The organism is Streptomyces sp. NPDC031554 (assembly GCF_055580685.1).
The window spans coordinates 308,806-333,486 of record NZ_JBVIKX010000009.1 but is presented as its reverse complement, the minus strand read 5'-3'; the positions used below and the strand labels follow the sequence as shown (position 1 = coordinate 333,486).

Below are 24,681 nucleotides of genomic sequence, written 5' to 3'. Positions count from 1 at the left end.
GGCGGTCCCGGGAGGGGCCGGGGCCGGCCGGGTGGTACGCCGCGGGCTAACAGTCACTTTATGTGGGGGGTGACCGCCCGGCCGGGCGGTCACCCCCCTCACGCATGCCCCTCCCGTCCGCTCCCCGCCGAGTCCCCGCGCGCCGCCGCGGCACCCCGCCGGCTCGCCACGGGACACGGCGCGCAAAACGCACGGCGCGCAAAACACACGGCGCACGGAACGCACGGCGCACGGAACATCGATCGGCCCCCGCTCCGGGAGAGGTCCCGGAGCGGGGGCCGAGGCGTCGTCACCGGCCCGGCGTCAGCCGCCCGGCCCGGCGTCAGCCGCCCGGCCCGGCGTCAGCCGCCCGGCCGGGCGTCGGCAGCCCGGCCGCCCGGCCGCCCGGCCGGACCCGACGGGACAGGGCCGACAGGCGGCCCGTCCAGACCGCCCTGACCGCCGTCCAGCGGTCACTGAGGTCCCACACCACACGGACGGCCGAACGCGGTGCCACGACCGCGCGCAGCCGGGCCCGCCGGCCGGCCCGCGACCGCAGGGCCGCGCGCACCGCGCGCACCTCCCCGGCCAGCCCGGCCTCCGCCCGCGGTCGCGGGGCGAACAACACCTGCTCCACGGCGCCCGCCACCCGGTGCACGGACCCGGCCGCCACCGGGTCCAGCTCGCCGAGCCGGACGATCCGGGCCGCCGCCCGGCGGGGCGTCAGCGCGTCGTCGGGCGCGATCCCGTAGTCCCAGGCGGTGTCGGTCAGCTCGCGCCACACCGCCAGGACGTGGGCCGCGGCCGCCTCGGTGACCTCATCCGGCGGCAGGTCCACCAGCACCGCCGCACCGGCCGCCCCCGCCGGCCGCCCGCCGCCGTCCCCGTACGTCCCGGCATCCGCCCGGCCCGTCGCCGGGGAACCGGTGTGCCGGGCCGAGGCCAGCCGCACCGCCCGCCGTCTCAGCCGCCACACCATCGGCAGCAGGGGCAGCACCAGCGCCGCGAGTCCCAGCACCGTCCAGCCGGCGATCCTGTACCAGGGCGGACCGCCGCCGTCCTGGTCCGCCCGGTCCAGCGGCAGCGCCTCGGCACAGCCCTGGAGCCGCTTGTCCTCCACGGTGCAGCTCGTGCTCGCCGACGGCTCGGCCGACGGCGCCGCACCCGCCGGCCGCGAGGCCTGCGGCAGGTCCGGGACGGCGCTGCCCGAGCTCTCCGGCAGCGTGTACGACGGCGTCGTCCCCCGGGTCGGGGTCGGCTCGAAACGGGTCCAGCCCACACCCTCGAAGTACAGTTCCGGCCAGGCGTGCGCGTCCTTCAGGCTCACCGCCACGGAACCGTCGGACTGCGGGGAACCGGGCGCGAAGCCCACCGCCACCCGGGCCGGGATGCCCAGCGTGCGGGCCATCGCCGCCATCGCGAACGAGAAGTGCACGCAGAAGCCCTGCTTGTCCCGCAGGAAGCGGGCGAGCGCGTCCTTCCCGGTGCCGACCTCGACCTCGGTGTCGTACTCGAAGCCGCCCGTCACCGCGAACCAGTCCTGGAGCTTCACCGCGCGCTCGTAGTCGTTCGGCGAGCCGTCGGTGATCTCACGGGCCGTCCGCGACACCACCGCCGGAAGGGTGTCCGGCACCTCGGTGTACTCCTCGCGCAGCGAATCGCGGGCCTGCGGGGCGGCGGCCAGCTGTTCGGCGGTCGGCCGCACCTGGAGGCTGTTCACCTGGTAGGACTTGCCGCGGGTGGTCTGGCGGTGGTCGCCGACCACGGTCATGCCGACCGGCTCGTACCGCCACCTGCCGTCGACCCGCACACCGCTCGGCGGGTACGGCATCGGCAGCCAGTCCTGGGCGTACCAGTCGGCGGCGGACACCCGGGTGGTGATCTCCGAGCGCCGCACCCGCGGGCTCAGACCGGGCGGGGCGGGCAGCTCGTCGGGCACGGCGACGACCTCGCGCTTCGACGGCTTCCACGTGGTGCCGTCGAAGTCGTCCAGGGAGACGATCCGCAGGTACAGGTCCGAGAGGTCACCGGTGTCGGTGCGCAGGCTCAGGACCGTGCGGTCCTCGTTCACGTTCAGGCTGTCGCGCAGCGACACCAGGGGGTTGACCGCGGAGATCGTGCCCCCGCCGCCGGCCCCCGGGCCGACCCCGCCGCCCGCGCCGTCCAGCAGACCGCCGTCGATCGCGGGCAGGGGCAGCAACGGCACCGCGAGCGCCACCCCCAGGGCGGCCGCGCCGATGCGCCGCCCGGTGCGCACCGGGGCCACCGGGCCCGACGGCCCGCCCGCGGCGCCCGGCGCGCGCGGGGCGCCCCCGAAGACGCGGCCCCACTGCGCGAGCCGCTCCCGGCCCTCGGCGAGCAGCAGCATCAGATAGCCGCCGCCGGCCACCAGGAACCAGAGCCAGTCGGTCCCGCCGTCGGAGAGCCCCGCGGCGACCGAGTACAGCGCAAGCAGGGGCAGGCCGGCCGGCGCCGCGTTGCGACAGGTCACCGCGAGGGTGTCCACCGCGAGCCCGATCAGCAGCACACCGCCGACCATCATCAGCCGGATGCCGTCGGAGAGCGGCGCCGGTATCGCGTACCGCCCCACGTCGTCGGTGCCCGCGCGGAGCAGGTCGGCGAAGTGCTGGAAGGCCTGCGGGCCGGGGACCAGCCCGGCGAGCGCCTGCTCCCGGGCGAAGACCAGGGTGAGCAGCATCAGCGTGACCAGGGCCTGGGCCAGCACGGTCAGCGGCCGGGCCAGCGGCACCCGCCGGGTGGCCGCCCCGACCCCGCACTGGACGGCCAGCAGGACGGCGGCCAGCAGGATCCACGAGATCCGCTCGACCAGGGGCAGCAGGGCGGAGGCGGCCATCAGCGTGGCCGCCGCGGAGCACAGCGTCAGCCGGGCCCGACCGCTCATGACCTCGCCCCCCTTCCGCTCGGCCCGCCGGCCGTCACGACACCCGAACGCTCCCGGTCCGCCTGCCGCCACAGCTCCTCCAGCGGAGCGCCCCGCGGCACGCCCACGGCCGTCCAGCCCGCCTCGCGCAGCATCTGCAGCCGCTCCCGGTGCCTGCTCGCCGGACGGGGCACGTCCTGCGGTTCACGCACCCAGCTGTCGCCGTCCAGGAGGAAGGCGACGGCGCCCGCGCTGCGCTGGCGCATCCTGGCGGCCACCGCCGCCTCCTCCTCGTCGAGGTCGCCGAGGAAGGCCACCAGCAGCCCCTCGTTCCCCCCGCGCAGCACGTCGTAGGCGGGGGACAGGCCCGTGCCGTCGGAGTGGTCGATCACCGCGAGGGCGTCCATCATCAGCCCCGCCGCGTCGGCCGATCCCTGGCCCGACCCGGCCAGACCCTCGGCGCCCTCGCCCGGCACCGAACTGCCGGTGTCCGTCAGCAGCCGGACGGAGAAGCCCCGCTCCAGCATGTGCACCAGGACGGACGCGGCGCCCGAGACCGCCCACTCGAAGGCCGAGTCGGGGCCCGCGCCCCGGTGGGCGAGCCCACGGGTGTCCAGCAGCACCGTGCAGCGGGAGCGCTGGGGCTGCTCCTCGCGGCGCACCATCAGCTCGCCGTAGCGGGCGGTGGAACGCCAGTGGACACGGCGCAGGTCGTCGCCGTAGCGGTAGCCGCGCGGGATCGCGTCGTCCTCGCCGGCCAGCGCCAGCGAGCGCTGCCGCCCGTCGCCGTACCCCTTCGCCTCGCCGCCCAGCCGGACCGGCGGCAGCGCCTCCACGCGCGGCACCACCGTCAGGGTGTCGTACGTCGAGAAGGAACGGGTCAGCTCGCACATGCCGAACGGGTCGTTCAGCCGCAGCTGGAGGGGGCCCAGCGGGTAGCGGCCGCGCAGGTCGGAGCGGACCCGGTAGGACACCTCGCGCCGGCCGCCCGCCTCGACCCGGTCCAGGACGAAGCGGGGGCGCGGGCCGAGGACGTAGGGCACCCGGTCCTGGAGCATCAGCAGGCCCGTGGGCAGCCGGGAGACGTTGTCCATCCGCAGATGGACGCGGGCCTCGCTGCCGGCGGGCACGCGCGCGGGGGAGAGCCGGCGGCTGCCGGCGACCCGGTAGCGGGTGCGGTAGACCACGGCCGCGCAGACCAGCGGCAGCGCGGCCAGCAGCAGTCCGACGCGCAGCAGGTCGGGCTGGCCGAGGACGTAGGCGCAGACCGCGGCGGCGATCCCGGCCGCCAGGAAGGAGCGGCCGCGGGTGGTGAGACCGGCCAGGGCGGTGCGGGCGCCGCCCCTCTCCCCGTGGTCCGTCTCCGCCGGCCCGGCCGCGCCGGTGGTCATCCGAGCCTCCGCGGCGGCTGCTGGCCGTACCCCTGGGGGCCGTTGCCCAGGCCGTAGCCGCGCTGCTGCTGGGAACCGGTGGGCACCGGGGTGCGCTGGAGGATCTCCTCGACGACCTGCTCCGAGGTGCGGCGGTTCAGCTGGGCCTGCGCGGTGGGCAGCAGCCGGTGGGCCAGGACGGCCACGGCGAGGTTCTGCACGTCGTCCGGCAGCGCGTAGTCGCGGCCGCCGAGGGCGGCGGACGCCTTCGCCGCGCGCAGCAGGTGCAGGGTCGCGCGCGGGGAGGCGCCGAGTCTGAGGTCGGGATGGGTGCGGGTGGCGGAGACCAGGTCGACCGCGTACCGCCGGATCGTCTCGGCGACGTGGACCCCGCGGACCGCCTCGATCAGCTTCAGGATCTCGTGCGCGTGCGCCACCGGCTGGAGGTCGTCCAGGGGGTTCACCCCGCCGTGGACGTCGAGCATCTGCAGCTCGGCTTCCGGACTGGGGTAGCCGATGGAGACCCGGGCCATGAACCGGTCGCGCTGGGCCTCGGGCAGCGGATAGGTGCCCTCCATCTCCACCGGGTTCTGGGTGGCCACCACCATGAAGGGGCTGGGCAGCTCGTAGGTCTGCCCGTCCATGGTGACCTGGCGCTCCTCCATCGACTCCAGCAGCGCGGACTGGGTCTTGGGCGAGGCGCGGTTGATCTCGTCGCCGATCACGATCTGCGCGAAGATCGCGCCCGGCTTGAACTCGAAGTCCCGGCGCTGCTGGTCCCAGATGGACACCCCGGTGACGTCCGACGGCAGCAGGTCGGGCGTGAACTGGATACGCCGCACCGAACAGTCGATGGACCGGGCCAGCGCCTTCGCCAGCATCGTCTTGCCCACGCCGGGGACATCCTCGATCAGAAGATGTCCCTCGGCGAGAAGCACCGTCAGAGAAAGCCGTACGACCTCGGGCTTGCCCTCGATCACTCCCTCCACCGAACTGCGGACACGCTCCACAGTGGCGGTCAGATCCGTGAGGCTCGCACGCTCGTCATAGGTCGTCACCCGGCCCTCCTCGGCCCGTTCTTTCCGGGCCGACGCTCTGCGACGCGGACCGGCCCACCCCGAAACACGGACACCACGCGGGAAATGCTCAGCGCGACGCCACTCCCGCATTCTTGCCGCCGTTACCGTTTCGTGTCACTCGCCCGTGGACAACTGACAGCGATATGTCAGGTCTCAGGACGGTTCGGCCGGGTCGATCTCCCGCAGCAGCCCCGTCCGCACGTCGAAGACGAAGCCCCGCACGTCGTCGGTGTGCAGCAGGAACGGCGAGGTGCGCACGCGCTGCATCGACTGCCGCACGTCCTGGTCGACGTCCCGGAAGGCCTCCACCGCCCATGCCGGACGCTGCCCCACCTCCATCTCCAGGTCGTGGCGGAACTCCTCGGTGAGGCTCTCCAGGCCGCAGCCGGTGTGGTGGATCAGCACCACGCTGCGGGTGCCCAGGGCGCGCTGGCTGATCGTGAGGGAGCGGATCACGTCGTCGGTGACGACGCCCCCCGCGTTGCGGATGGTGTGGCAGTCGCCGAGCTCCAGGCCGAGGGCGTCGTGCAGGTCGAGCCGGGCGTCCATGCAGGCCACCACGGCCACGTGCAGGACGGGGCGCGCGTCCATTCCCGGGTCGCTGAACGCGGCGGCGTAGCGCTGGTTCGCGTCGACCAGGCGGTCGGTGACCGAACCGTCGGCGGGCGTGGCGGCCTCGGAGCCGGCGGGTACCGATGCGGAAGTCGTCATACCCATGACGTTACTGGTCACAAGCGCTCCGGTCTCGCTGTGAGAGGGGGTGAAGAATGTCATCCCGGCCTCGTGTGAGGTAACCCACACGAGTGGCGGGACGAAGTCCGTAGGAGTGATTTTCCCGTAATCGCCGCTTCGCACGCCTGCCGGGGCACGACGCGCAAGCCGGTTGATTGACCGCGAGACAGGGTGGACTAAAGTGACGCGAAGCGGGAGGCGGCGATCTCCCCGCTGGACTTGAATTCCCCGAGAGACCCCGGCGCGGCCGCCGGGGATCTCCCCGCGTGCGCGGCGCGTACGTACGGCTCGGCCTCCTCCCGCTCCCGGTCGGCTGACGCTTCCGGCGCCGGCGGACCTCCCCTTCTTCGAGCGGGCGGGGACCCGGCGGTGCGTACGGGCCCGCCGGATCTGAGAGGGCCCCTTGAGCCAGAGTCGACACGTCCCGGTGATGCTCCAGCGGTGCCTGGACCTGTTGGCCCCCGCCCTCCAGCAGCCCCGGGCGGTGGTCGTCGACTGCACGCTCGGTCTCGGCGGGCACAGCGAGGCCCTGCTCACCCGGTTCCCCGAGGCCCGCCTCGTCGCCCTCGACCGCGACAAGGAGGCCCTGCGGCTGTCCGGCGAGCGCCTCGCCCCGTACGGCGACCGCGCCACCCTCGTGCACGCCGTGTACGACGAACTCCCCGAGGTGCTGGAGCGGCTCGGCGTCCCGCGCGTGCAGGGCGTCCTGTTCGACCTCGGCGTCTCCTCCATGCAGCTCGACGAGGCGGACCGGGGATTCGCCTACGCGCAGGACGCCCCCCTCGACATGCGCATGGACCAGACGACCGGCATCAGCGCCGCCGAGGTCCTCAACACCTATCCGCCGGGCGAACTGGTGCGCATCCTGCGGGCCTACGGCGAGGAGAAGCAGGCCAAGCGGATCGTCTCCGCGGTCGTGCGCGAGCGGGAGAAGGAGCCCTTCACCCGCAGCGCCCGCCTCGTCGAGCTGATCCGCGACGCCCTGCCGCAGGCGGCCAAGCGCACCGGCGGCAACCCGGCCAAGCGCACCTTCCAGGCGCTGCGCATCGAGGTCAACGGCGAACTGTCGGTCCTGGAACGGGCGATCCCGGCCGGCGTGAAGGCCCTCGACGTCGGCGGACGCATCGCCGTGCTGTCGTACCACTCGCTGGAGGACCGGCTGGTCAAGCAGGTGTTCGCGGCCGGCGCCGCCGTCACCGCGCCGGCCGGACTGCCCGTCGTCCCCGAGCGCTACCAGCCACGCCTCAAGCTGCTCACCCGTGGTGCCGAACTCCCCACGGAGGAAGAGGTCGCCGAGAACCGGCGGGCCGCCCCGGCGCGGCTGCGCGGGGCCGAGCGCATCAGGGAGGACGTCGAGTGACGGGCGTGCGGCGGGCGGGCCGGGGAACACCCCGGTCCGACGGGTTCGTGACCGACGACCCAGGGGAGGGCGAGTGAGCAGGAAACCCCGGCTGAGGGGGCGGGCCGCCCGGCTGGCGCGGCTCTTCCCGGCCCGGCCGCGACAGGCGGCCCGTACGCCGTTCGTCCTGCTCGTCGTGCTGCTCCTCGGCGGCGGCCTGATCTGCCTGCTGGTGCTGAACTCCGCCCTCAGCGAGGGCGCGTTCGAGAAGGACGACCTCCAGAAGGACACCAAGAACCTCACCGACGAGGAACAGGCGCTCCAGCGGGACATCGACTCCTACTCCGCCCCGGACGCCCTCCAGCGCCGCGCCCGCGAACTGGGCATGGTGCCCGGCGGCGACCCGGCCTTCCTCGACCCCGACGGCACCGTGAAGGGCGTCCCCTCGGCCGCCCCCCGGGCCCCGGCGCAGTCCCCGCTCGCCGCACGGCCCCCCGAGGCCGTCGCGACCCCGCCGGCCCTCCCGCCGGCCACCGTCCCCACCGCCGTCCCCGGCGTCCCCCCGACCGCCGCGGCCGGACCCGGCCCGGCGGCGACCGCCCCCGGCGGGTCCGCGACCGCAGCCACTCCCACGACTCCCGGCAGGTGACGGAAGTGTCCGACAGGGAACCGCCGCGCCGGCGCGTGCCCGGCCCCGCCCGCCCGGTCCGGCCCGCCCGCCCCGCGTCGGCCCGGCGCCGGCCGGGGCCCGGGGCCCGCCCCGCCCGCCGCCCGGCCGCGCGGCCCGCGCCCCCCCGCGTCATCCGGCTCGGCAGCCCGCGCCCCCGGCTGCGCCTGGTCGGCCTCGCGCTGGCCCTGGTGATGATCGCCTTCATCGTCCGCCTGCTCCAGGTGCAGGCCGTCGACGCCGGCACCTACGCCGCCAAGGCCGAGCAGAACCGCTACGTCGGCCAGATCCTGACGGCCGAGCGCGGCGAGATCACCGACCGCTCCGGCGTGGCCCTCGCCTCCAGCGAGGACGCCTACGACATCACGGCCGACCCGACGATGTTCGCCCGCGACCAGCTGAAGATCGACGACGGCCCCGAACAGGCGGCCGCCCTCCTCGCGCCGATCCTCGGCCAGGAGCAGTCCGCGCTCGTCGGGAAACTGCGCCCCGGCAACGCGAACGTGCGCTACGCCAAGCTGGCCGGCCGCCAGACCCCGCAGGTCTGGAAGCAGATCAAGGACCTGAAGTCCGCGCTCGCCACCAAGGCCGAGTCGGACCCCGCCACGGCCAACGTCCTGGCCGGCGTCTTCTCCGTCCCGAGCAGCAAACGGGTGTACCCCAACGGCGAACTGGCCGCCGGGATACTGGGTTGGGTCAACGCCGAGGGCACGGGCGGCGGCGGCATCGAGCAGAAGCTGAACACCACCCTGGCCGGCCAGGACGGCAAGATCCGCTACGCCCAGTCCGGCGGCCGCCAGGTGCCCACCGCCGGCTCCACCGAGACACCGGCCGTGCCCGGCTCCGACGTCGAGCTGACGATCGACCGGGACATCCAGTGGGCCGCGCAGAACGCCATCACCGAGCAGGTGAAGGCCTCCCGGGCCGACCGCGGCTACGTCATCGTCCAGGACACCCGCACCGGCGAGATCCTCGCCCTGGCCAACTCGCCCGGCTTCGACCCCAACGACCTGTCGGACGCGAGCCCCGAGGCCCTCGGCAACGCGGCCCTCCAGGACGCCTTCGAGCCCGGCTCCACCGCCAAGGTCATGTCGATGGCCGCCGTGCTGGAGGAGAACGCCGCCACGCCGCTCACGCACGTCACCGTGCCCAACCGGCTGCACCGCGGCGACCGGCTGTTCCAGGACGACATCGACCACCCCACCTGGTACCTCACGCTCAACGGCGTGCTCGCCAAGTCCAGCAACATCGGCACGATCCTGGCCACCGGCCAGCTCGGCAAGACCCAGGCGCAGGCGAACCGGACCCTCTTCTCCTATCTGCGCAAGTTCGGCATCGGCGGCTACACCGGGCTCGGCTTCCCCGGCGAGACCAAGGGCATCCTCGCGGCCCCCGGCGACTGGTCGACCTCGCAGCAGTACACGATCCCCTTCGGCCAGGGCGTTTCCGTCAACGCACTCCAGGCGGCCTCCGTCTACTCGACGATCGCCAACGGCGGCGTACGCGTCGAACCGAGCCTGGTGCGCGGCACCAAGGGACCCGACGGCCGCTTCACCCCCGCCGAGGCACCCCGCAAGACGCGGGTGGTGAGCCAGAAGACCGCCAAGTCCCTCGCGCAGATGCTGGAGTCGGTGGTGGACGACGAGGAGGGGACCGGCACCAAGGCGCGCATCCCCGGCTACCGCGTCGCGGGCAAGACGGGTACCGCGAACCGCGTGGATCCGGCCACCGGCAAGTACCGCGGCTACACCTCCTCGTTCGCCGGATTCGCACCCGCCGACAACCCCCGGGTGACGGTCTACTGCGCGATCCAGAACGCCACCGAGGGCAGCTACTTCGGCGGCCAGATCTGCGGTCCGATCTTCAAGCAGGTCATGGAGTTCTCCCTGAAGACGCTCCAGATCCCGCCGACCGGGGGGAAGCCCGCGAACCTCCCCGTCTCCTTCGCCCCCTGACCCCGCCACCCCGCTCGCCCGTCCACCCGCCCGCCGCCCGTGTTCAGCGCCGAACCAGCCAGGGAACCAGCCCGTGACCATGATCACTCCCGACCCCGCGGACCAGGCGTCCCCCGCCGCCTCGCTTCGCCCCCGACCGGCCCCGCCCGGTACGCTCACCGCCGTGCCACACGCTGATCAGTCCCCAACCACCCAGAAGGGCGCTTCCGTGACGTACCCGGGACCGCCGCGACCGGTTCACACCGCCGCCACCCCCCTGGCGGAGCTGGCCGGACAGCTGGGTGCCGAGCAGCCGGAGAGCGCCGCCGAGGTCACGGGCATCACCCACGACTCACGCGCCGTCCGCCCCGGCGACCTGTACGCCGCCCTCCCCGGCGCCCGCATGCACGGCGCCGACTTCGCCACCCAGGCCGCGGGCCTCGGCGCGGTCGCCGTGCTGACCGACCCGACCGGCGCCGAGCGCGCCGCCGCCACCGGCCTGCCGGTCCTGGTCGTCGACGACCCGCGCGCACGGATGGGCGAACTGGCGGCCACCGTCTACGGCCACCCCGGCCGCGAGCTGCTCCAGATCGGCATCACCGGCACCTCCGGCAAGACCACCACCGCCTACCTCGTCGAGGGCGGCCTGAAGAAGGTCGGGGAGACCGGTCTCATCGGCACGGTGGAGATGCGCATCGGCGACGAGCGCATCAAGTCCGAGCGCACCACCCCGGAGGCCACCGACCTGCAGGCCCTGTTCGCCGTCATGCGCGAACGCGGCGTCGAGGCGGTCGCGATGGAGGTCTCCAGCCACGCCCTGGTCCTCGGCCGGGTCGACGGCTGCGTCTTCGACATCGCCGTGTTCAACAACCTCAGCCCGGAACACATGGAGTTCCACTCCGGCATGGAGGACTACTTCCAGGCCAAGGCGCAGCTGTTCACCCCGCTGCGCAGCAGGCTCGGGGTGATCAACCTCGACGACGCGTACGGCCGCCGGCTGGCCGGCGAGGCCACCGTCCCCGTCGTCACGTTCTCCGCCGAGGGACACCCCGACGCCGACTGGCGGGCCGTGGACGTCCAGGTCGGCCCGATGGACTCGACGTTCACCGTCCTCGGCCCGCGGGGCGAGCGGATCGCCGCCAGGTCGCCGATCCCCGGCCCCTTCAACGTGGCCAACAGCCTCGGCGCCGTCGTCGCCCTCGCCGCCGCCGGGCTCGACCCGCAGACCGCCGCCGACGGCGTGGCCGCCGTACCGGGCGTGCCGGGCCGGCTGGAGCGGGTGGACGCCGGACAGGACTACCTCGCGGTCGTCGACTACGCGCACAAGACGGACGCCGTGGAGTCGGTGCTCAAGGCGCTGCGCAAGGTCACCGAGGGCCGGCTGCACGTGGTGCTCGGCTGCGGCGGCGACCGCGACACCACCAAGCGGGCCCCGATGGGCGCCGCCGTGGCCCGGCTCGCCGACACCGCCCTGCTGACCTCGGACAACCCCCGCTCCGAGGACCCCCTCGCGATCCTCGCGACCATGCTCCAGGGCGCCGCCTCCGTGCCGGCCCACGAGCGCGGCGAGGTGCAGCTGTTCGAGGACCGGGCCGCCGCGATCGCCGCCGCCGTCGGCCGGGCGCGGCCCGGGGACACCGTGCTGGTCGCGGGCAAGGGCCACGAGCAGGGCCAGGACATCGCCGGTGTGGTCCGTCCCTTCGACGACCGCCAGGTGCTTCGCGAAGCTATCCAGAAGACCCAGGGATGAACTTGTGATCGCCCTCTCCCTCGCCGAGATCGCAGCAGTCGTCGGCGGGCAGACGTACGACATACCGGATCCGTCCGCGCAGGTCACCGGACCCGTCGTCCGGGACTCCCGCGAGGTGGAGCCCGGCAGCCTCTTCGTCGCCTTCGTCGGCGAACGGGCGGACGGCCACGACTACGCGCGGGCGGTCGTCGAGGCGGGCGCGGCGGCCGTACTGGCCTCGCGGCCCGTCGGCGTGCCCGCGATCGTCGTGGACGACGTCCAGGCGGCGCTCGGCGCCCTCGCCCGGCACGTGGTGCACCGGCTCGGCACCACCCTCGTCGCCCTCACCGGCTCGGCCGGCAAGACCAGCACCAAGGACCTCATCGCCCAGGTCCTGCGCCGCAAGGCGCCGACGGTGTTCACGCCCGGCTCGCTCAACAACGAGATCGGGCTGCCGCTGACCGCCCTGTCCGCGACCGAGGAGACCAGGTTCCTCGTCCTGGAGATGGGCGCCCGCGGCATCGGCCACATCCGCTACCTGGCCGGTCTGACACCGCCGAGGATCGGCCTCGTGCTCAACGTCGGCACCGCCCACATCGGTGAGTTCGGCGGCCGCGAGCAGATCGCCCTGGCGAAGGGCGAACTCGTCGAGAGCCTCCCGGCCGCGAGCGAGGGCGGCGTGGCGGTCCTCAACGCCGACGACCCCCTGGTCCGCGCCATGACCTCCCGTACGAAGGCGAAGGTGGTCCTTTTCGGAGAGTCCGACGAAGCGGACGTACGGGCCGAGAACGTGAGACTCACGGACACCGGACAGCCCGCCTTCAGGCTTCACACACCCTCCGGTGCAAGTGATGTGACCATGCGCCTGTACGGTGAGCACCACGTGTCGAACGCGCTCGCCGCGGCCGCCGTCGCCCATGAGCTGGGTATGTCCGCGGAAGAGATCGCCACCGCGCTCTCCGAGGCGGACTCCCTCTCCCGCTGGCGGATGGAGGTCACCGAGCGCCCGGACGGCGTGACGATCGTCAACGACGCCTACAACGCGAACCCCGAGTCCATGCGAGCCGCCCTGCGCGCGCTCGCCGCAATGGGCAGAGCCTCACAGGCGAAGGGGGGCCGTACGTGGGCGGTGCTCGGCAAGATGGCCGAGCTGGGGGACGAGGCGCTCGCCGAGCACGACGCGGTCGGACGGCTCGCCGTCCGGCTCAATGTCGGCAAGCTCGTCGCGGTCGGGGGCAGGGAAGCCTCCTGGCTGCAACTGGGCGCATACAACGAGGGTTCGTGGGGTGAGGAGTCGGTGCACGTGTCCGACGCACAGGCGGCTGTCGACCTGTTGCGCAGCGAGTTGCGCCCGGGGGACGTCGTACTCGTGAAGGCGTCCCGTTCGGTCGGACTGGAGAGTGTCGCGCAGGCGCTGCTCGAGACCGGTGCCGAGGGTGAGGTCGCCGCCCGATGATGAATCAGATCCTGTTCGCGGGCGTCATCGGCCTCTTCCTGACGCTGGTCGGCACCCCGCTGCTGATCAAGCTGCTCGCCCGCAAGGGGTACGGCCAGTACATCCGCGACGACGGCCCGCGCGAGCACGCCAGCAAGCGCGGTACGCCGACCATGGGCGGTATCGCCTTCATCCTGGCGACGGTCGCGGCGTACTTCCTGTCCAAGGTCATCACCGGCAAGCCGCCGACCTACTCCGGTCTGCTGGTGCTCGGCCTGATGTGCGGCATGGGTCTGGTCGGCTTCCTCGACGACTACATCAAGATCGTCAAGCGGCGTTCACTGGGCCTGCGGGCCAAGGCCAAGATGGCCGGCCAGCTGATCGTCGGCATCGCCTTCGCGGTGCTCTCGCTCCAGTTCTCCGACCAGCGCGGCAACACCCCGGCCTCCACGAAGCTGTCGTTCATCACGGACTTCGGCTGGACGATCGGCCCGGTGCTGTTCGTCGTCTGGGCGCTGTTCATGATCCTCGCCATGTCCAACGGCGTGAACCTGACGGACGGCCTGGACGGCCTCGCCACCGGCGCCTCCGTCCTGGTCTTCGGCGCCTACACCTTCATCGGCGTCTGGCAGTTCCAGGAGTCCTGCGCCAACGGCGAGACCCTGACCAACCCCAGTGCCTGCTACGAGGTGCGCGATCCGCTGGACCTCGCGGTCATCGCCTCCGCGCTGATGGGCGCCTGCCTCGGCTTCCTGTGGTGGAACACCTCGCCGGCCAAGATCTTCATGGGCGACACCGGTTCGCTGGCGCTCGGCGGCGTGCTCGCCGGCCTCGCGATCTGCTCCCGCACCGAACTGCTGATCGCCCTCCTGGGCGGCCTGTTCGTGCTGATCACCATGTCGGTGGTCATCCAGGTGGGCTCCTTCAAGCTCACCGGCAAGCGCGTCTTCCGGATGGCGCCGCTCCAGCACCACTTCGAACTCAAGGGCTGGTCCGAGGTCCTGGTGGTGGTCCGTTTCTGGATCATCCAGGGCATCTGCGTGATCGTCGGACTGGGCATCTTCTACGCGGGATGGGCAGCGGACAAGTGACCGACTGGCAGGGGAAGAACGTCACCGTCGCCGGACTCGGCGTCTCCGGCATCCCGGCGGCCAAGGTGCTGCACGGCCTCGGCGCGCACGTCACCGTCGTCAACGACGGCGACGACGCACGCGCGCGCGAGCAGGCCGCGGAGCTGCTGGAGCTGGGCGTCACCGTGCGCCTCGGCGACGGGGCGACCCTGCCCGAGGGCACCGAGCTGATCGTCACCGCGCCCGGCTGGAAGCCGGACAAGCCGCTGTTCACGGCGGCCGCCGCGGCCGGGGTGCCGGTGTGGGGCGACGTCGAACTCGCCTGGCGGCTCAGGGGACCCGACGCGGCCCCCTGGCTCTGCGTCACCGGCACCAACGGCAAGACCACCACCACCCAGATGCTGGCGTCGATCCTGACGGCGGCCGGTCTGCGCACGGCGGCCGTCGGCAACATCGGCGTCTCGCTGCTGGACGCGGTCCTCGGCGAGGAGCGCCACGACGTCCTCGCCGTGGAGCTCTCCAGCTACCAGCTGCACTGGGCGCCCTCCCTGCGCGCCCACTCGGCGACCGTGCTCAACCTGGCCCCGGACCACCTCGACTGGCACGGCTCCATGGAGGCGTACGCCAAGGACAAGGGCCGTGTGTACGAGGGCAATCGGGTCGCCTGCGTCTACAACGCGGCCGACAAGGCCACCGAGGACCTGGTGCGCGAGGCGGACGTCGAGGAGGGCTGCCGGGCCGTCGGCTTCACGCTGGGCACCCCCGGCCCGTCCCAACTCGGCGTCGTGGACGGCATCCTGGTCGACCGCGCCTTCGTCGAGAACCGGCGCGAGAACGCCCAGGAGCTGGCCGAGGTCTCCGACGTCCGCCCGCCGGCCCCGCACAACATCGCCAACGCCCTTGCCGCGGCGGCCCTCGCGCGCGCCTTCGGGGTGCCCGCCACGGCCGTCCGGGACGGGCTGCGGGCCTTCACGCCCGACGCCCACCGGATCGCCCACGTGGCGGACCTGGACGGCGTCGCGTACGTCGACGACTCCAAGGCCACCAACACCCATGCCGCGGAAGCCTCGTTGGCGGCGTACGAGTCGATCGTGTGGATCGCGGGCGGTCTCGCCAAGGGGGCGACCTTCGACGAACTGGTCGTGAGGTCGGCGAAGCGGCTGCGCGCCGTCGTGCTCATCGGCGCCGACCGCGCCCTGATCCGTGAAGCCCTCACGCGACACGCCCCGCAGGTACCGGTCGTCGAGCTCGACCGGACCGACACTGGGGCGATGCTCGCGGCTGTCCAGGAGGCCCGCGGACTCGCCGCCGAGGGCGACACGGTACTGCTCGCCCCCGCCTGTGCCTCCATGGACATGTTCGTCAACTACAACCAGCGCGGTGACGCGTTCGCGGAGGCCGTTCGCGAACTCGGCGCCTGACCCGGCCGCCTGCCGGGCGGACCTTGGGAGGGACGCGTGCGACCGTCGAGGCCGAAGTTCACCGGGGGCCGCGGTGCCCGGTAGCCGTACCGGGCGGCCGCCCGTCCGGCGGGCCGTCCGCGGACCCGCCGCCGGGCCGCCGCGCGACAATCCGGTGCTGCGGCTCCACACGCGTGCCCGCAAGGCCTGGGACCGGCCGCTGACCGCCTACTACCTGATCCTCGGCGGCAGCCTGCTGATCACCGTGCTGGGCCTGGTGATGGTCTACTCGGCCTCGCAGATCACCGCGTTGCAGATGTCGTTGCCGGGCTCGTTCTTCTTCCGCAAGCAGTTCCTCGCCGCCGCCATCGGCGGACTGCTGATGCTGGCCGCCTCCCGCATGCCGGTGAAACTGCACCGGGCCCTGGCCTATCCGATCCTGGCGGGCGCCGTCTTCCTGATGATCCTGGTGCAGGTGCCGGGGATAGGGATGGCGGTCAACGGCAACCAGAACTGGATCTCGCTCGGCGGCTCGTTCCAGATCCAGCCCAGCGAGTTCGGCAAGCTCGCGCTGGTGCTGTGGGGCGCCGACCTGCTCGCCCGCAAGCAGGACAGGACGCTGCTGAGCCAGTGGAAGCACCTGCTGGTGCCGCTCGTGCCGGCCGCGTTCATGCTGCTCGGACTGATCATGCTCGGCGGCGACATGGGGACGGCGATCATCCTCACGGCCATCCTGTTCGGCCTGTTGTGGCTGGCGGGCGCTCCCACCCGCCTCTTCGCGGGGGTGCTCTCGGTCGCCGCCCTGATCGGCGTGATCCTCATCAAGACCAGTCCGAACCGCATGGCCCGGCTGGCCTGCATCGGCGCCACCGAACCGAAGACCGGGGCGGCCGACTGCTGGCAGGCCGTGCACGGGATCTACGCGCTCGCCTCGGGCGGCATCTTCGGTTCCGGGCTCGGTGCGAGTGTGGAGAAATGGGGACAACTCCCCGAGGCGCACACCGACTTCATCTTCGCCGTCACCGGCGAGGAACTGGGTCTGGCGGGGACGCTGTCGGTGCTCGCCCTGTTCGCGGCTCTAGGCTATGCGGGTATCCGCGTGGCCGGACGCACGGAGGACCCCTTCGTCAGGTATGCCGCGGGAGGCGTGACCACCTGGATCACGGCCCAGGCCGTGATCAACATCGGTGCGGTGCTCGGCCTGCTGCCGATCGCCGGTGTCCCCCTCCCGCTGTTCTCCTACGGAGGATCCGCCCTGCTGCCGACCATGTTCGCCATCGGGCTGCTGATCGCCTTCGCACGCGACGAGCCCGCTGCGCGGGCGGCGCTTGCGATGCGGCCCCCCCGCTTTGGTAGAAAGCGGGGAGCCGGGGGTCCCACGGGGCCCCGGAGATGGAACACGATGCGACGGCGTGCCTCGGCGGCGCGTACGTCCGGAGAGCGGTGAATTTCGGTGCATGTCGTACTCGCTGGTGGGGGGACCGCCGGCCACATCGAGCCCGCGCTCGCCCTCGCGGACGCCCTGCGCAGGCAGGACCCCTCGGTGGGGATCACGGCCCTGGGCACGGAGCGCGGTCTGGAGACCACGCTCGTACCCCAGCGGGGTTACGAGCTGGCGCTGATCCCCGCGGTGCCGCTGCCGCGCAAGCCGACCCCGGAGCTGATCACCGTCCCGGGCCGGCTGCGCGGCACGATCAAGGCGGCCGAGCAGATCCTGGAGCGCACCAAGGCCGACGCGGTCGTGGGCTTCGGCGGATACGTGGCCCTGCCCGCCTACCTGGCCGCCAAGCGCCGGGGCGTGCCGATCGTCATCCACGAGGCCAACGCCCGGCCGGGCCTGGCCAACAAGATCGGCTCGCGGTACGCCGCCCGCGTCGCCGTCTCCACGCCCGACAGCAAGCTCCGCGACGCCCGCTACATCGGCATCCCGCTGCGCCGTTCCATCGCCACCCTGGACCGGGCCGCCGTGCGCCCCGAGGCGCGGCACGCCTTCGGGCTCGACCCGAACCTGCCGACGCTGCTCGTCTCCGGCGGTTCGCAGGGTGCCCGCCGCCTCAACGAGGTGGTCCAGCAGGTCGCCCCGTGGCTCCAGCAGGCCGGTATCCAGATCCTGCACGCGGTCGGTCCGAAGAACGAACTGCCGCAGGTCCAGCAGATGCCGGGAATGCCCCCGTACATCCCGGTAGCGTATGTGGACCGGATGGATCTCGCGTACGCCGCGGCCGACATGATGCTCTGCCGCGCGGGCGCCATGACCGTCGCCGAACTCTCCGCCGTCGGGCTCCCCGCCGCCTACGTCCCGCTGCCCATCGGCAACGGCGAACAGCGGCTGAACGCCCAGCCGGTGGTCAAGGCCGGCGGCGGCCTCCTGGTCGACGACGCGGAACTGACCCCGGAATGGATCCGGGAGAACGTCCTGCCGGTGCTGGCCGACCCGCACCGGCTGTACGAGATGTCCCGCGCCGCCGGTGAGTTCGGCCGCCGGGACGCCGACGACCTGCTCGTCGGCATGGTGTACGAGGCGATCGCCGCCGGCCGCGCACACCACTAGGGAACGCATCGGCGGGTGAGCCGAAGGGGCGCGCCGGTGCCGGGAGGTCGGGGACTCCCGGCGTCCGGCACCGGCGCGGTGCCCCGGAGACGAACCGGGCCAGGAAAGGGAGTGCGCGTGGCCGGATCCACCACCGCGGAGCGCGGTGCACGCCGACAGGAGTCGTCCGGCCCGCCCCTCGTCCGGCGGCTCGGCCCGCGCCGACTTCGTACGATCATCATCATCGCGCTCGCGGTCGTCCTCCTCGGCACCGGCGTCGGCTGGCTGCTGTACGGCTCCCAGTGGCTGCGCGTGGAGCGGGTCTCCGTCTCCGGGACGGAGGTCCTGACGCCGGCCGAGGTCCGCGAGGCCGCCGCCGTCCCCGTCGGATCGCCGCTGGTCTCCGTCGACACCGGCGCGATCGAGGCGCGGTTGGGGCAGAGGCTGCGCCGGATCGACTCGGTTGCCGTGACACGTTCCTGGCCCGACGGGATCGAGCTGAAGGTGACCGAGCGCACGCCTGTCCTGCTTGTCCGAAAAGGCCGGGAATTCATCGAAGTGGACGACGGCGGTGTCCGTTTCGCCACCGTTTCCCGGGCGCCGAAGGGGGTTCCGCTGCTGGAAGTGGAACCCTCCCGGTCGAGTTCGGCCGCCGCGAGTCTGCGCCGCTTCGGTGAGGACCGCCTCGTCCGCGAGGCGGTGCGGACCGCCGGCGCCCTGCCGCCCGCGGTCGCCCGGGCCACCCGCGTCGTCAAGGTCCGTTCCTACGACGACATCTCGCTGGAACTGAGCGGCGACCGGACCGTCGCGTGGGGCAGCGCCGAGAGCGGTACGGCGAAGGGCCGTACCATCCTCGCCCTGATGAAAGCGTCCCCGGACGCACGGCACTTCGACGTGAGTGTCCCCACGGCCCCTGCCTCAGAGGGTAGTTGACGCACATCGGCGCAGGCCAGACCCCTGGTTGGGCAGCGACATGGCTGATCACATAGGGTGAAAAGAAAAACGGGAGGTTCGGCGTGTTCGTTGAACGGGCGCCACTTGTCGACTTAGTGTCCTGTTCAGAAGACTTCAAGGAACAGGCACACTGGTAACCCTAAACTTCAGCGTTAGGGTTCGGGTCGGCGAAACGGACCGTCCCATTCGGCATCAGTCGCCGGACCGTGGAACGCAGAGCGTCTCGCGAACCAGCGACACGTAACTCGAGGCGAGAGGCCTTCGACGTGGCAGCACCGCAGAACTACCTCGCAGTCATCAAAGTCATCGGTGTCGGCGGCGGTGGTGTCAATGCCATCAACCGGATGATCGAGGTCGGTCTCAAGGGTGTCGAGTTCATCGCCATCAACACGGACGCCCAGGCGCTGTTGATGAGCGACGCCGACGTGAAACTCGACGTCGGCCGCGAACTCACCCGCGGACTCGGCGCCGGAGCCAACCCGGCCGTCGGCCGCAAGGCCGCCGAGGACCACCGTGAGGAGATCGAGGAGGTCCTCAAGGGGGCCGACATGGTCTTCGTGACGGCCGGTGAAGGCGGCGGCACCGGCACCGGCGGCGCACCCGTCGTGGCCAACATCGCGCGCTCCCTCGGCGCCCTCACCATCGGCGTGGTCACGCGCCCGTTCACCTTCGAGGGACGGCGCCGCGCGAACCAGGCCGAGGACGGCATCGCCGAACTCCGCGAAGAGGTCGACACCCTCATCGTCATCCCCAACGACCGGCTGCTGTCCATCTCGGACCGCCAGGTCTCCGTCCTCGACGCGTTCAAGTCGGCGGACCAGGTCCTGCTCTCCGGTGTCCAGGGCATCACCGACCTCATCACCACGCCGGGTCTGATCAACCTCGACTTCGCCGACGTCAAGTCGGTCATGTCCGAGGCGGGTTCGGCCCTCATGGGCATCGGCTCGGCCCGCGGCGACGACCGCGCGGTGGCCGCCGCCGAGATGGCGATCTCCTCGCCGCTGCTCGAGGCGTCCATCGACGGCGCCCGGGGCGTGCTGCTGTCCATCTCCGGCGGCTCCGACCTCGGCCTGTTCGAGATCAACGAGGCCGCCCAGCTGGTCAGCGAGGCCGCCCACCCCGAGGCCAACATCATCTTCGGCGCCGTCATCGACGACGCGCTCGGCGACGAGGTCCGGGTCACCGTGATCGCGGCCGGCTTCGACGGGGGCCAGCCCCCGGCCCGCCGGGACAACGTCCTCGGCTCGTCCTCGTCGTCGCCGTCCTCGTCCTCGGCGCCGCCCCGCCGCGAGGAGCCCGCTCCGGTACGGCAGCCCGAGAGCCGCCCGACCTTCGGCTCGCTCGGCAGCGTGACCCCGAAGGAGGAGCCGGAGCCGGCGCCCGAGCCGGTGGCCGACCTCCCGGTCGCCCCGCCGGTGCCGCCGTCGCGCAGCTACTCGGACAGCGCGGCCGAGGAACTGGACGTGCCGGACTTCCTGAAGTGATAGGACAGCGCGGACACGCGAGCGGCGCGCACTTCGCCTTCACCGACCGGTGGGGCGGGGTGAGCGCCGCTCCGTACGAGGAGCTCAACCTCGGCGGCGCGGTCGGCGACGACCCCGAGGCCGTACGGGCCAACCGGAAGTCGGCGGCCGAGTCGCTGGGTCTCGAGGCGGACCGGGTCGTGTGGATGAACCAGGTGCACGGCGCGGACGTCGCCGTGGTCGACGTCCCCTGGGGCGGGGGCCCGGTGCCCGAGGTCGACGCGCTCGTCACCCGGCAGCGGGGGCTCGCGCTGGCCGTCCTCACCGCCGACTGCACGCCCGTCCTGCTCGCCGACCCGGTCGCCGGTGTCGTGGCCGCGGCCCACGCCGGCCGGCCCGGGATGGTCGCGGGGATCGTCCCCGCCGCCGTACGGGCCATGGTCGGACTCGGTGCCGAGCCGTCCCGGATCGTCGCCCGCACCGGGCCCGCCGTCTGCGGCCGGTGCTACGAGGTGCCGGAGACGATGCGGGCCGAGGTGGCCGCCGTCGAACCGGCCGCGCACGCCGAGACCGCCTGGGGAACTCCCGCGGTCGACGTGACCGCCGGGGTGCACGCGCAGCTCGGCCGGCTCGGGGTGCACGACCGGGAGCGGTCGCCGGCGTGCACGCGCGAGTCGCAGGACCACTTCTCGTACCGCCGCGATCGCACCACGGGGCGACTCGCGGGATATGTCTGGCTGGACTGAGGGGCATGACGGACCGCAAGGAAGAACTCGCCGGGAACCTGGCGGAGGTGGAACAGCGCATCACGGCCGCGTGCGCGGCGGCCGGGCGCGCGCGGGACGAGGTGACCCTGATCGTGGTCACCAAGACCTACCCGGCCGCCGACGTGCGGACGCTGTCGGAACTCGGCGTGCGGCACGTGGCCGAGAACCGCGACCAGGACGCCGCGCCCAAGGCCGCCGCCTGCTCGGATCTGCCCCTTTCCTGGCACTTCGTGGGGCAGTTGCAGACCAACAAGGTCCGCTCCGTGGTCGGTTACGCGGACGTCGTGCAGTCCGTGGACCGGTCCCGGCTGGTCACCGCCCTGTCGAGGGAGGCCGAGCGCGTCGGACGCGAGGTCGGTTGCCTCGTCCAGGTGGCGCTCGACGCGGGGGAGTCCTCGGCGGGAGGGGCCGCGCGGGGGGAGCGCGGCGGTGTCGCGCCCGACGGGATCGCGGAGTTGGCCGACCTCGTGGCGGACGCTCCGGGGCTCCGGCTCGACGGGCTGATGACGGTCGCACCTCTGACCGGGGAGTACGCCGGACGTCAACGAGCGGCGTTCGACCGGTTGATGGATTTGTCGACCGACCTGCGCCGGACCCATCCTGCTGCGAACATGGTCTCGGCAGGGATGAGCGCGGACCTCGAACACGCCGTGGCGGCCGGAGCGACACATGTGCGCGTCGGCACTGCGGTACTCGGAGTCCGTCCCAGGCTCGGGTAACGTCGCCAGGAAGTCGGACCACAGCAGAAAATATGGTCATTACCGCCGAAAGGCGGCACAAGGGCCACGTGGATCGCGGGACTTGGCAGTCGTCAGCGGATCCACCACAGAGCGGAGGACTCAGAGTATGGCCGGCGCGATGCGCAAGATGGCGGTCTACCTCGGCCTCGTGGAGGACGATGGGTACGACGGCCGGGGTTTCGACCCCGACGACGACTTCGAACCCGAGCTCGACCCTGAGCCCGAGCGCGACCACCGGCGGCACGAGCCGTCACACCAGTCACATGGTGCACATCAGTCCCAAAGGGACGAAGAGGTACGCATCACCCAGCCGCCCGTGGTGCGCGAGCCGGTGGCCAGATCCGTTTCGCCCGGCGCGGAATCCGGGCGTCCGGCGCGGATCGCGCCCGTGGCATCCATCACACAAGAACGTCAGTCCCTGGAGAAGAACGCACCGGTGATCATGCCCAAGGTCGTGTCCGAACGAGAGCCGTACCGGATCACCACGCTTCACCCCCGGACCTACAACGAGGCCCGTACCATCGGGGAACACTTCCGTGAGGGCACCCCGGTGATCATGAATCTGACCGAGATGGACGACACGGACGCGAAGCGACTTGTCGACTTCGCGGCCGGTCTGGTGTTCGGTCTCCACGGCAGCATCGAGCGGGTGACGCAGAAGGTGTTCCTGTTGTCGCCTGCTAACGTCGATGTCACGGCGGAGGACAAGGCCCGCATCGCAGAGGGCGGGTTCTTCAACCAGAGCTGAGACGCACGACCGGAACAGCAGTGACGAGAGAGTACGCAAGCAGGGGAGAGGGAAGCACCGAACATGAGCGTGGTCCTGGATGTCGTCTACATCGCGCTGATGGTCTTCCTCATCGTGCTCATCTTCCGGCTGGTCATGGACTACGTGTTCCAGTTCGCCCGCTCATGGCAGCCCGGCAAGGCGATGGTGGTCGTTCTGGAGGCCACCTACACTGTCACCGATCCACCGCTCAAGCTTCTGCGACGGGTGATCCCGCCGTTGCGTCTCGGGGGTGTGGCACTCGACCTGTCCTTCTTCGTACTGATGATCATCGTCTACATCCTGATCTCGATCGTGAGCCAGGTGTGAGCGATGTGAACTACCGTCTTGCCGAATGCCGACGACTACGTTGAGGTGAAGAGATGCCGTTGACCCCCGAGGACGTGCGGAACAAGCAGTTCACGACCGTCCGCCTCCGAGAAGGCTATGACGAGGACGAGGTCGATGCCTTCCTCGACGAGGTCGAAGCCGAACTGACCCGCCTGCTGCGGGAGAACGAGGACCTGCGCGCCAAGCTGGCCGCTGCCACGCGTGCCGCTGCCCAGAACCAGCAGAACATGCGCAAGCCTCCGGAGCAGCAGGACCAGCAGCAGGGGATGCCCCCGCAGCAGGGAATGCCCCAGCAGGGGATGCCTCCGCAGCAGGGTATGCCCCAGCAGGGGATGCCGCAGGGCATGCGCGGCGGCGCTCCGGTGCCCGCCGGAATATCGGGCCCGCCGCAGCAGCAGATGGGTGGCCCCATGGGTGGTCCGCCCCAGCTGCCGAGCGGTGCCCCGCAGCTGCCCGCCGGCCCCGGCGGCGGTCAGGGTGGTCCCCAGGGTCCCGGCCAGATGGGCCAGGGACAGATGGGTCAGGGGCAGATGGGCCAGGGACAGATGGGTCCCGGTCCGATGGGTCAGGGGCAGATGGGTCCCGGTCCGATGGGTCAGGGCCCCATGGGTCAGGGCCCGATGGGCCAGGGTCCGATGGGTCAGGGCCCCATGGGCGGCCACCCCATGCAGCAGCAGATGGGCGGCCCCATGGGCGGCCCCGGTCAGGGCCCCGGTGGCGACAGCGCCGCCCGTGTCCTCTCGCTGGCCCAGCAGACCGCCGACCAGGCGATCGCCGAGGCCCGTTCCGAAGCCAACAAGATCGTCGGTGAGGCGCGTTCGCGTGCCGAGGGTCTCGAGCGCGACGCCCGTGCCAAGGCGGACGCCCTGGAGCGGGACGCGCAGGAGAAGCACCGCGTCGCCATGGGCTCCCTGGAGTCCGCCCGCGCCACGCTGGAGCGCAAGGTCGAGGACCTGCGTGGCTTCGAGCGCGAGTACCGCACGCGCCTGAAGTCGTACCTCGAGTCCCAGCTGCGTCAGCTGGAGACCCAGGCCGACGACTCCCTCGCCCCGCCGCGCACCCCGGCCGCGGCCTCCCTGCCGCCGTCCCCGGCGCCTTCGATGGCTCCGGCCGGCGCGAGCGCCCCGTCCTACGGCGGCGGCACTCCGGGCATGGGCGGACCGGGCCAGGCCGGCCCGTCCTACAGCGGCCAGCAGCAGATGTCCCCGGCGATGACCCAGCCGATGGCGCCGGTGCGTCCGCAGGGCCCCTCCCCGATGGGGCAGGCTCCCTCGCCGATGCGCGGCTTCCTCATCGACGAGGACGACAACTGACGGCCGTCACCACGCCTTAGGCGTCGGCGGCGTTCAAGGGCGGGGCCCCGGATTCCTTCCGGGGCCCCGCCCTTTTTACGCGTGTTGCGGGGACCGGCCCACCCGTGTCGTCCACCCGTGCCGGGGGGACCGGGCGGCGGCCTCCGGCGACGCCGGGCACGCGAAAGGGCCCGCTCTCCTCG

The 24,681-nt window shown here is 72.4% G+C and carries 20 protein-coding genes; 16 read left to right on the top strand and 4 right to left on the bottom strand.

Annotated elements, in window-relative coordinates; translation table 11 throughout:
• Positions 1–322 precede the first annotated feature (322 nt).
• The 4 genes from ACZ5FU_RS24280 to ACZ5FU_RS24265 all read right to left on the bottom strand — a co-directional run bounded on the left by ACZ5FU_RS24280 (position 323) and on the right by ACZ5FU_RS24265 (position 6,020).
• Positions 323–2,881 (bottom strand): transglutaminase TgpA family protein, encoded by a 2,559-nt coding sequence (locus tag ACZ5FU_RS24280; protein WP_469046572.1) that lies wholly within the window; start codon positions 2,879–2,881, stop codon positions 323–325.
• A complete protein-coding gene (locus tag ACZ5FU_RS24275; RefSeq protein WP_451530089.1) occupies positions 2,878–4,251 on the bottom strand; it encodes a DUF58 domain-containing protein in 1,374 nt (457 codons plus the stop codon). Before ACZ5FU_RS24275 ends, ACZ5FU_RS24280 begins: the two co-directional genes overlap by 4 nt.
• The gene (locus tag ACZ5FU_RS24270) at positions 4,248–5,288 is read right to left on the bottom strand and encodes an AAA family ATPase (protein ID WP_451530088.1); all 1,041 of its coding nucleotides are present in this window, start codon (positions 5,286–5,288) and stop codon (positions 4,248–4,250) included. Before ACZ5FU_RS24270 ends, ACZ5FU_RS24275 begins: the two co-directional genes overlap by 4 nt.
• 174 nt (positions 5,289–5,462) lie before the next feature.
• Positions 5,463–6,020, bottom strand: a complete 558-nt coding sequence (locus ACZ5FU_RS24265; RefSeq protein ID WP_451530087.1) for a beta-class carbonic anhydrase — start codon at positions 6,018–6,020, stop codon at positions 5,463–5,465.
• 424 nt (positions 6,021–6,444) lie between these two features.
• On the opposite strand from ACZ5FU_RS24265, the gene rsmH reads away from it, so the two are divergent.
• The 16 genes from rsmH to ACZ5FU_RS24185 all read left to right on the top strand — a co-directional run bounded on the left by rsmH (position 6,445) and on the right by ACZ5FU_RS24185 (position 24,499).
• The gene (rsmH, locus tag ACZ5FU_RS24260; RefSeq protein ID WP_451530086.1) at positions 6,445–7,401 is read left to right on the top strand and encodes a 16S rRNA (cytosine(1402)-N(4))-methyltransferase RsmH; all 957 of its coding nucleotides are present in this window, start codon (positions 6,445–6,447) and stop codon (positions 7,399–7,401) included.
• A gap of 73 nt (positions 7,402–7,474) precedes the next feature.
• Positions 7,475–8,029, top strand: coding sequence for a cell division protein FtsL (gene ftsL, locus ACZ5FU_RS24255; RefSeq protein ID WP_468837241.1), 555 nt, complete (start codon positions 7,475–7,477; stop codon positions 8,027–8,029).
• Positions 8,030–8,034: 5 nt separating this feature from the next.
• Positions 8,035–10,002 (top strand): peptidoglycan D,D-transpeptidase FtsI family protein, encoded by a 1,968-nt coding sequence (locus ACZ5FU_RS24250; RefSeq protein ID WP_468837246.1) that lies wholly within the window; start codon positions 8,035–8,037, stop codon positions 10,000–10,002.
• Between the two features lie 208 nt (positions 10,003–10,210).
• Complete coding sequence (locus ACZ5FU_RS24245; protein ID WP_468837249.1) at positions 10,211–11,731, top strand: UDP-N-acetylmuramoyl-L-alanyl-D-glutamate--2,6-diaminopimelate ligase; 1,521 nt, start codon at positions 10,211–10,213, stop codon at positions 11,729–11,731.
• 4 nt (positions 11,732–11,735) lie between these two features.
• Positions 11,736–13,166 carry a UDP-N-acetylmuramoyl-tripeptide--D-alanyl-D-alanine ligase gene (locus ACZ5FU_RS24240; protein WP_451530082.1) on the top strand — a complete coding sequence of 477 codons (1,431 nt, stop codon included), beginning with the start codon at positions 11,736–11,738 and terminating at the stop codon, positions 13,164–13,166.
• The gene (gene mraY, locus ACZ5FU_RS24235) at positions 13,163–14,236 is read left to right on the top strand and encodes a phospho-N-acetylmuramoyl-pentapeptide-transferase (RefSeq protein WP_451530081.1); all 1,074 of its coding nucleotides are present in this window, start codon (positions 13,163–13,165) and stop codon (positions 14,234–14,236) included. Before ACZ5FU_RS24240 ends, mraY begins: the two co-directional genes overlap by 4 nt.
• A complete protein-coding gene (gene murD / locus ACZ5FU_RS24230; protein ID WP_451530080.1) occupies positions 14,218–15,636 on the top strand; it encodes a UDP-N-acetylmuramoyl-L-alanine--D-glutamate ligase in 1,419 nt (472 codons plus the stop codon). Before mraY ends, murD begins: the two co-directional genes overlap by 19 nt.
• Positions 15,637–15,709: 73 nt before the next feature.
• The gene (gene ftsW / locus ACZ5FU_RS24225; protein WP_451530079.1) at positions 15,710–17,062 is read left to right on the top strand and encodes a putative lipid II flippase FtsW; all 1,353 of its coding nucleotides are present in this window, start codon (positions 15,710–15,712) and stop codon (positions 17,060–17,062) included.
• Positions 17,063–17,068: 6 nt separating this feature from the next.
• Entirely contained in the window at positions 17,069–18,166 is a 1,098-nt protein-coding gene (murG, locus tag ACZ5FU_RS24220) for an undecaprenyldiphospho-muramoylpentapeptide beta-N-acetylglucosaminyltransferase (protein WP_451530078.1), read from the top strand.
• 117 nt (positions 18,167–18,283) lie between these two features.
• Complete coding sequence (locus ACZ5FU_RS24215) at positions 18,284–19,078, top strand: cell division protein FtsQ/DivIB (protein WP_451777239.1); 795 nt, start codon at positions 18,284–18,286, stop codon at positions 19,076–19,078.
• Positions 19,079–19,365: 287 nt separating this feature from the next.
• Positions 19,366–20,583, top strand: a complete 1,218-nt coding sequence (gene ftsZ / locus ACZ5FU_RS24210; protein ID WP_451530076.1) for a cell division protein FtsZ — start codon at positions 19,366–19,368, stop codon at positions 20,581–20,583.
• Entirely contained in the window at positions 20,580–21,308 is a 729-nt protein-coding gene (gene pgeF, locus ACZ5FU_RS24205; protein WP_451530075.1) for a peptidoglycan editing factor PgeF, read from the top strand. Before ftsZ ends, pgeF begins: the two co-directional genes overlap by 4 nt.
• Positions 21,309–21,313: 5 nt before the next feature.
• On the top strand, positions 21,314–22,048 hold the full coding sequence (locus tag ACZ5FU_RS24200) for a YggS family pyridoxal phosphate-dependent enzyme (RefSeq protein ID WP_451530074.1): 735 nt from the start codon (positions 21,314–21,316) through the stop codon (positions 22,046–22,048).
• Positions 22,049–22,175: 127 nt separating this feature from the next.
• Positions 22,176–22,817, top strand: coding sequence for a cell division protein SepF (locus tag ACZ5FU_RS24195; RefSeq protein WP_451530073.1), 642 nt, complete (start codon positions 22,176–22,178; stop codon positions 22,815–22,817).
• A 63-nt stretch (positions 22,818–22,880) separates the two neighbouring features.
• A complete protein-coding gene (locus ACZ5FU_RS24190; protein ID WP_451530072.1) occupies positions 22,881–23,165 on the top strand; it encodes a YggT family protein in 285 nt (94 codons plus the stop codon).
• 53 nt (positions 23,166–23,218) lie between these two features.
• Positions 23,219–24,499 (top strand): DivIVA domain-containing protein, encoded by a 1,281-nt coding sequence (locus ACZ5FU_RS24185; protein WP_451530071.1) that lies wholly within the window; start codon positions 23,219–23,221, stop codon positions 24,497–24,499.
• The last annotated feature ends 182 nt before the right edge of the window (positions 24,500–24,681 follow it).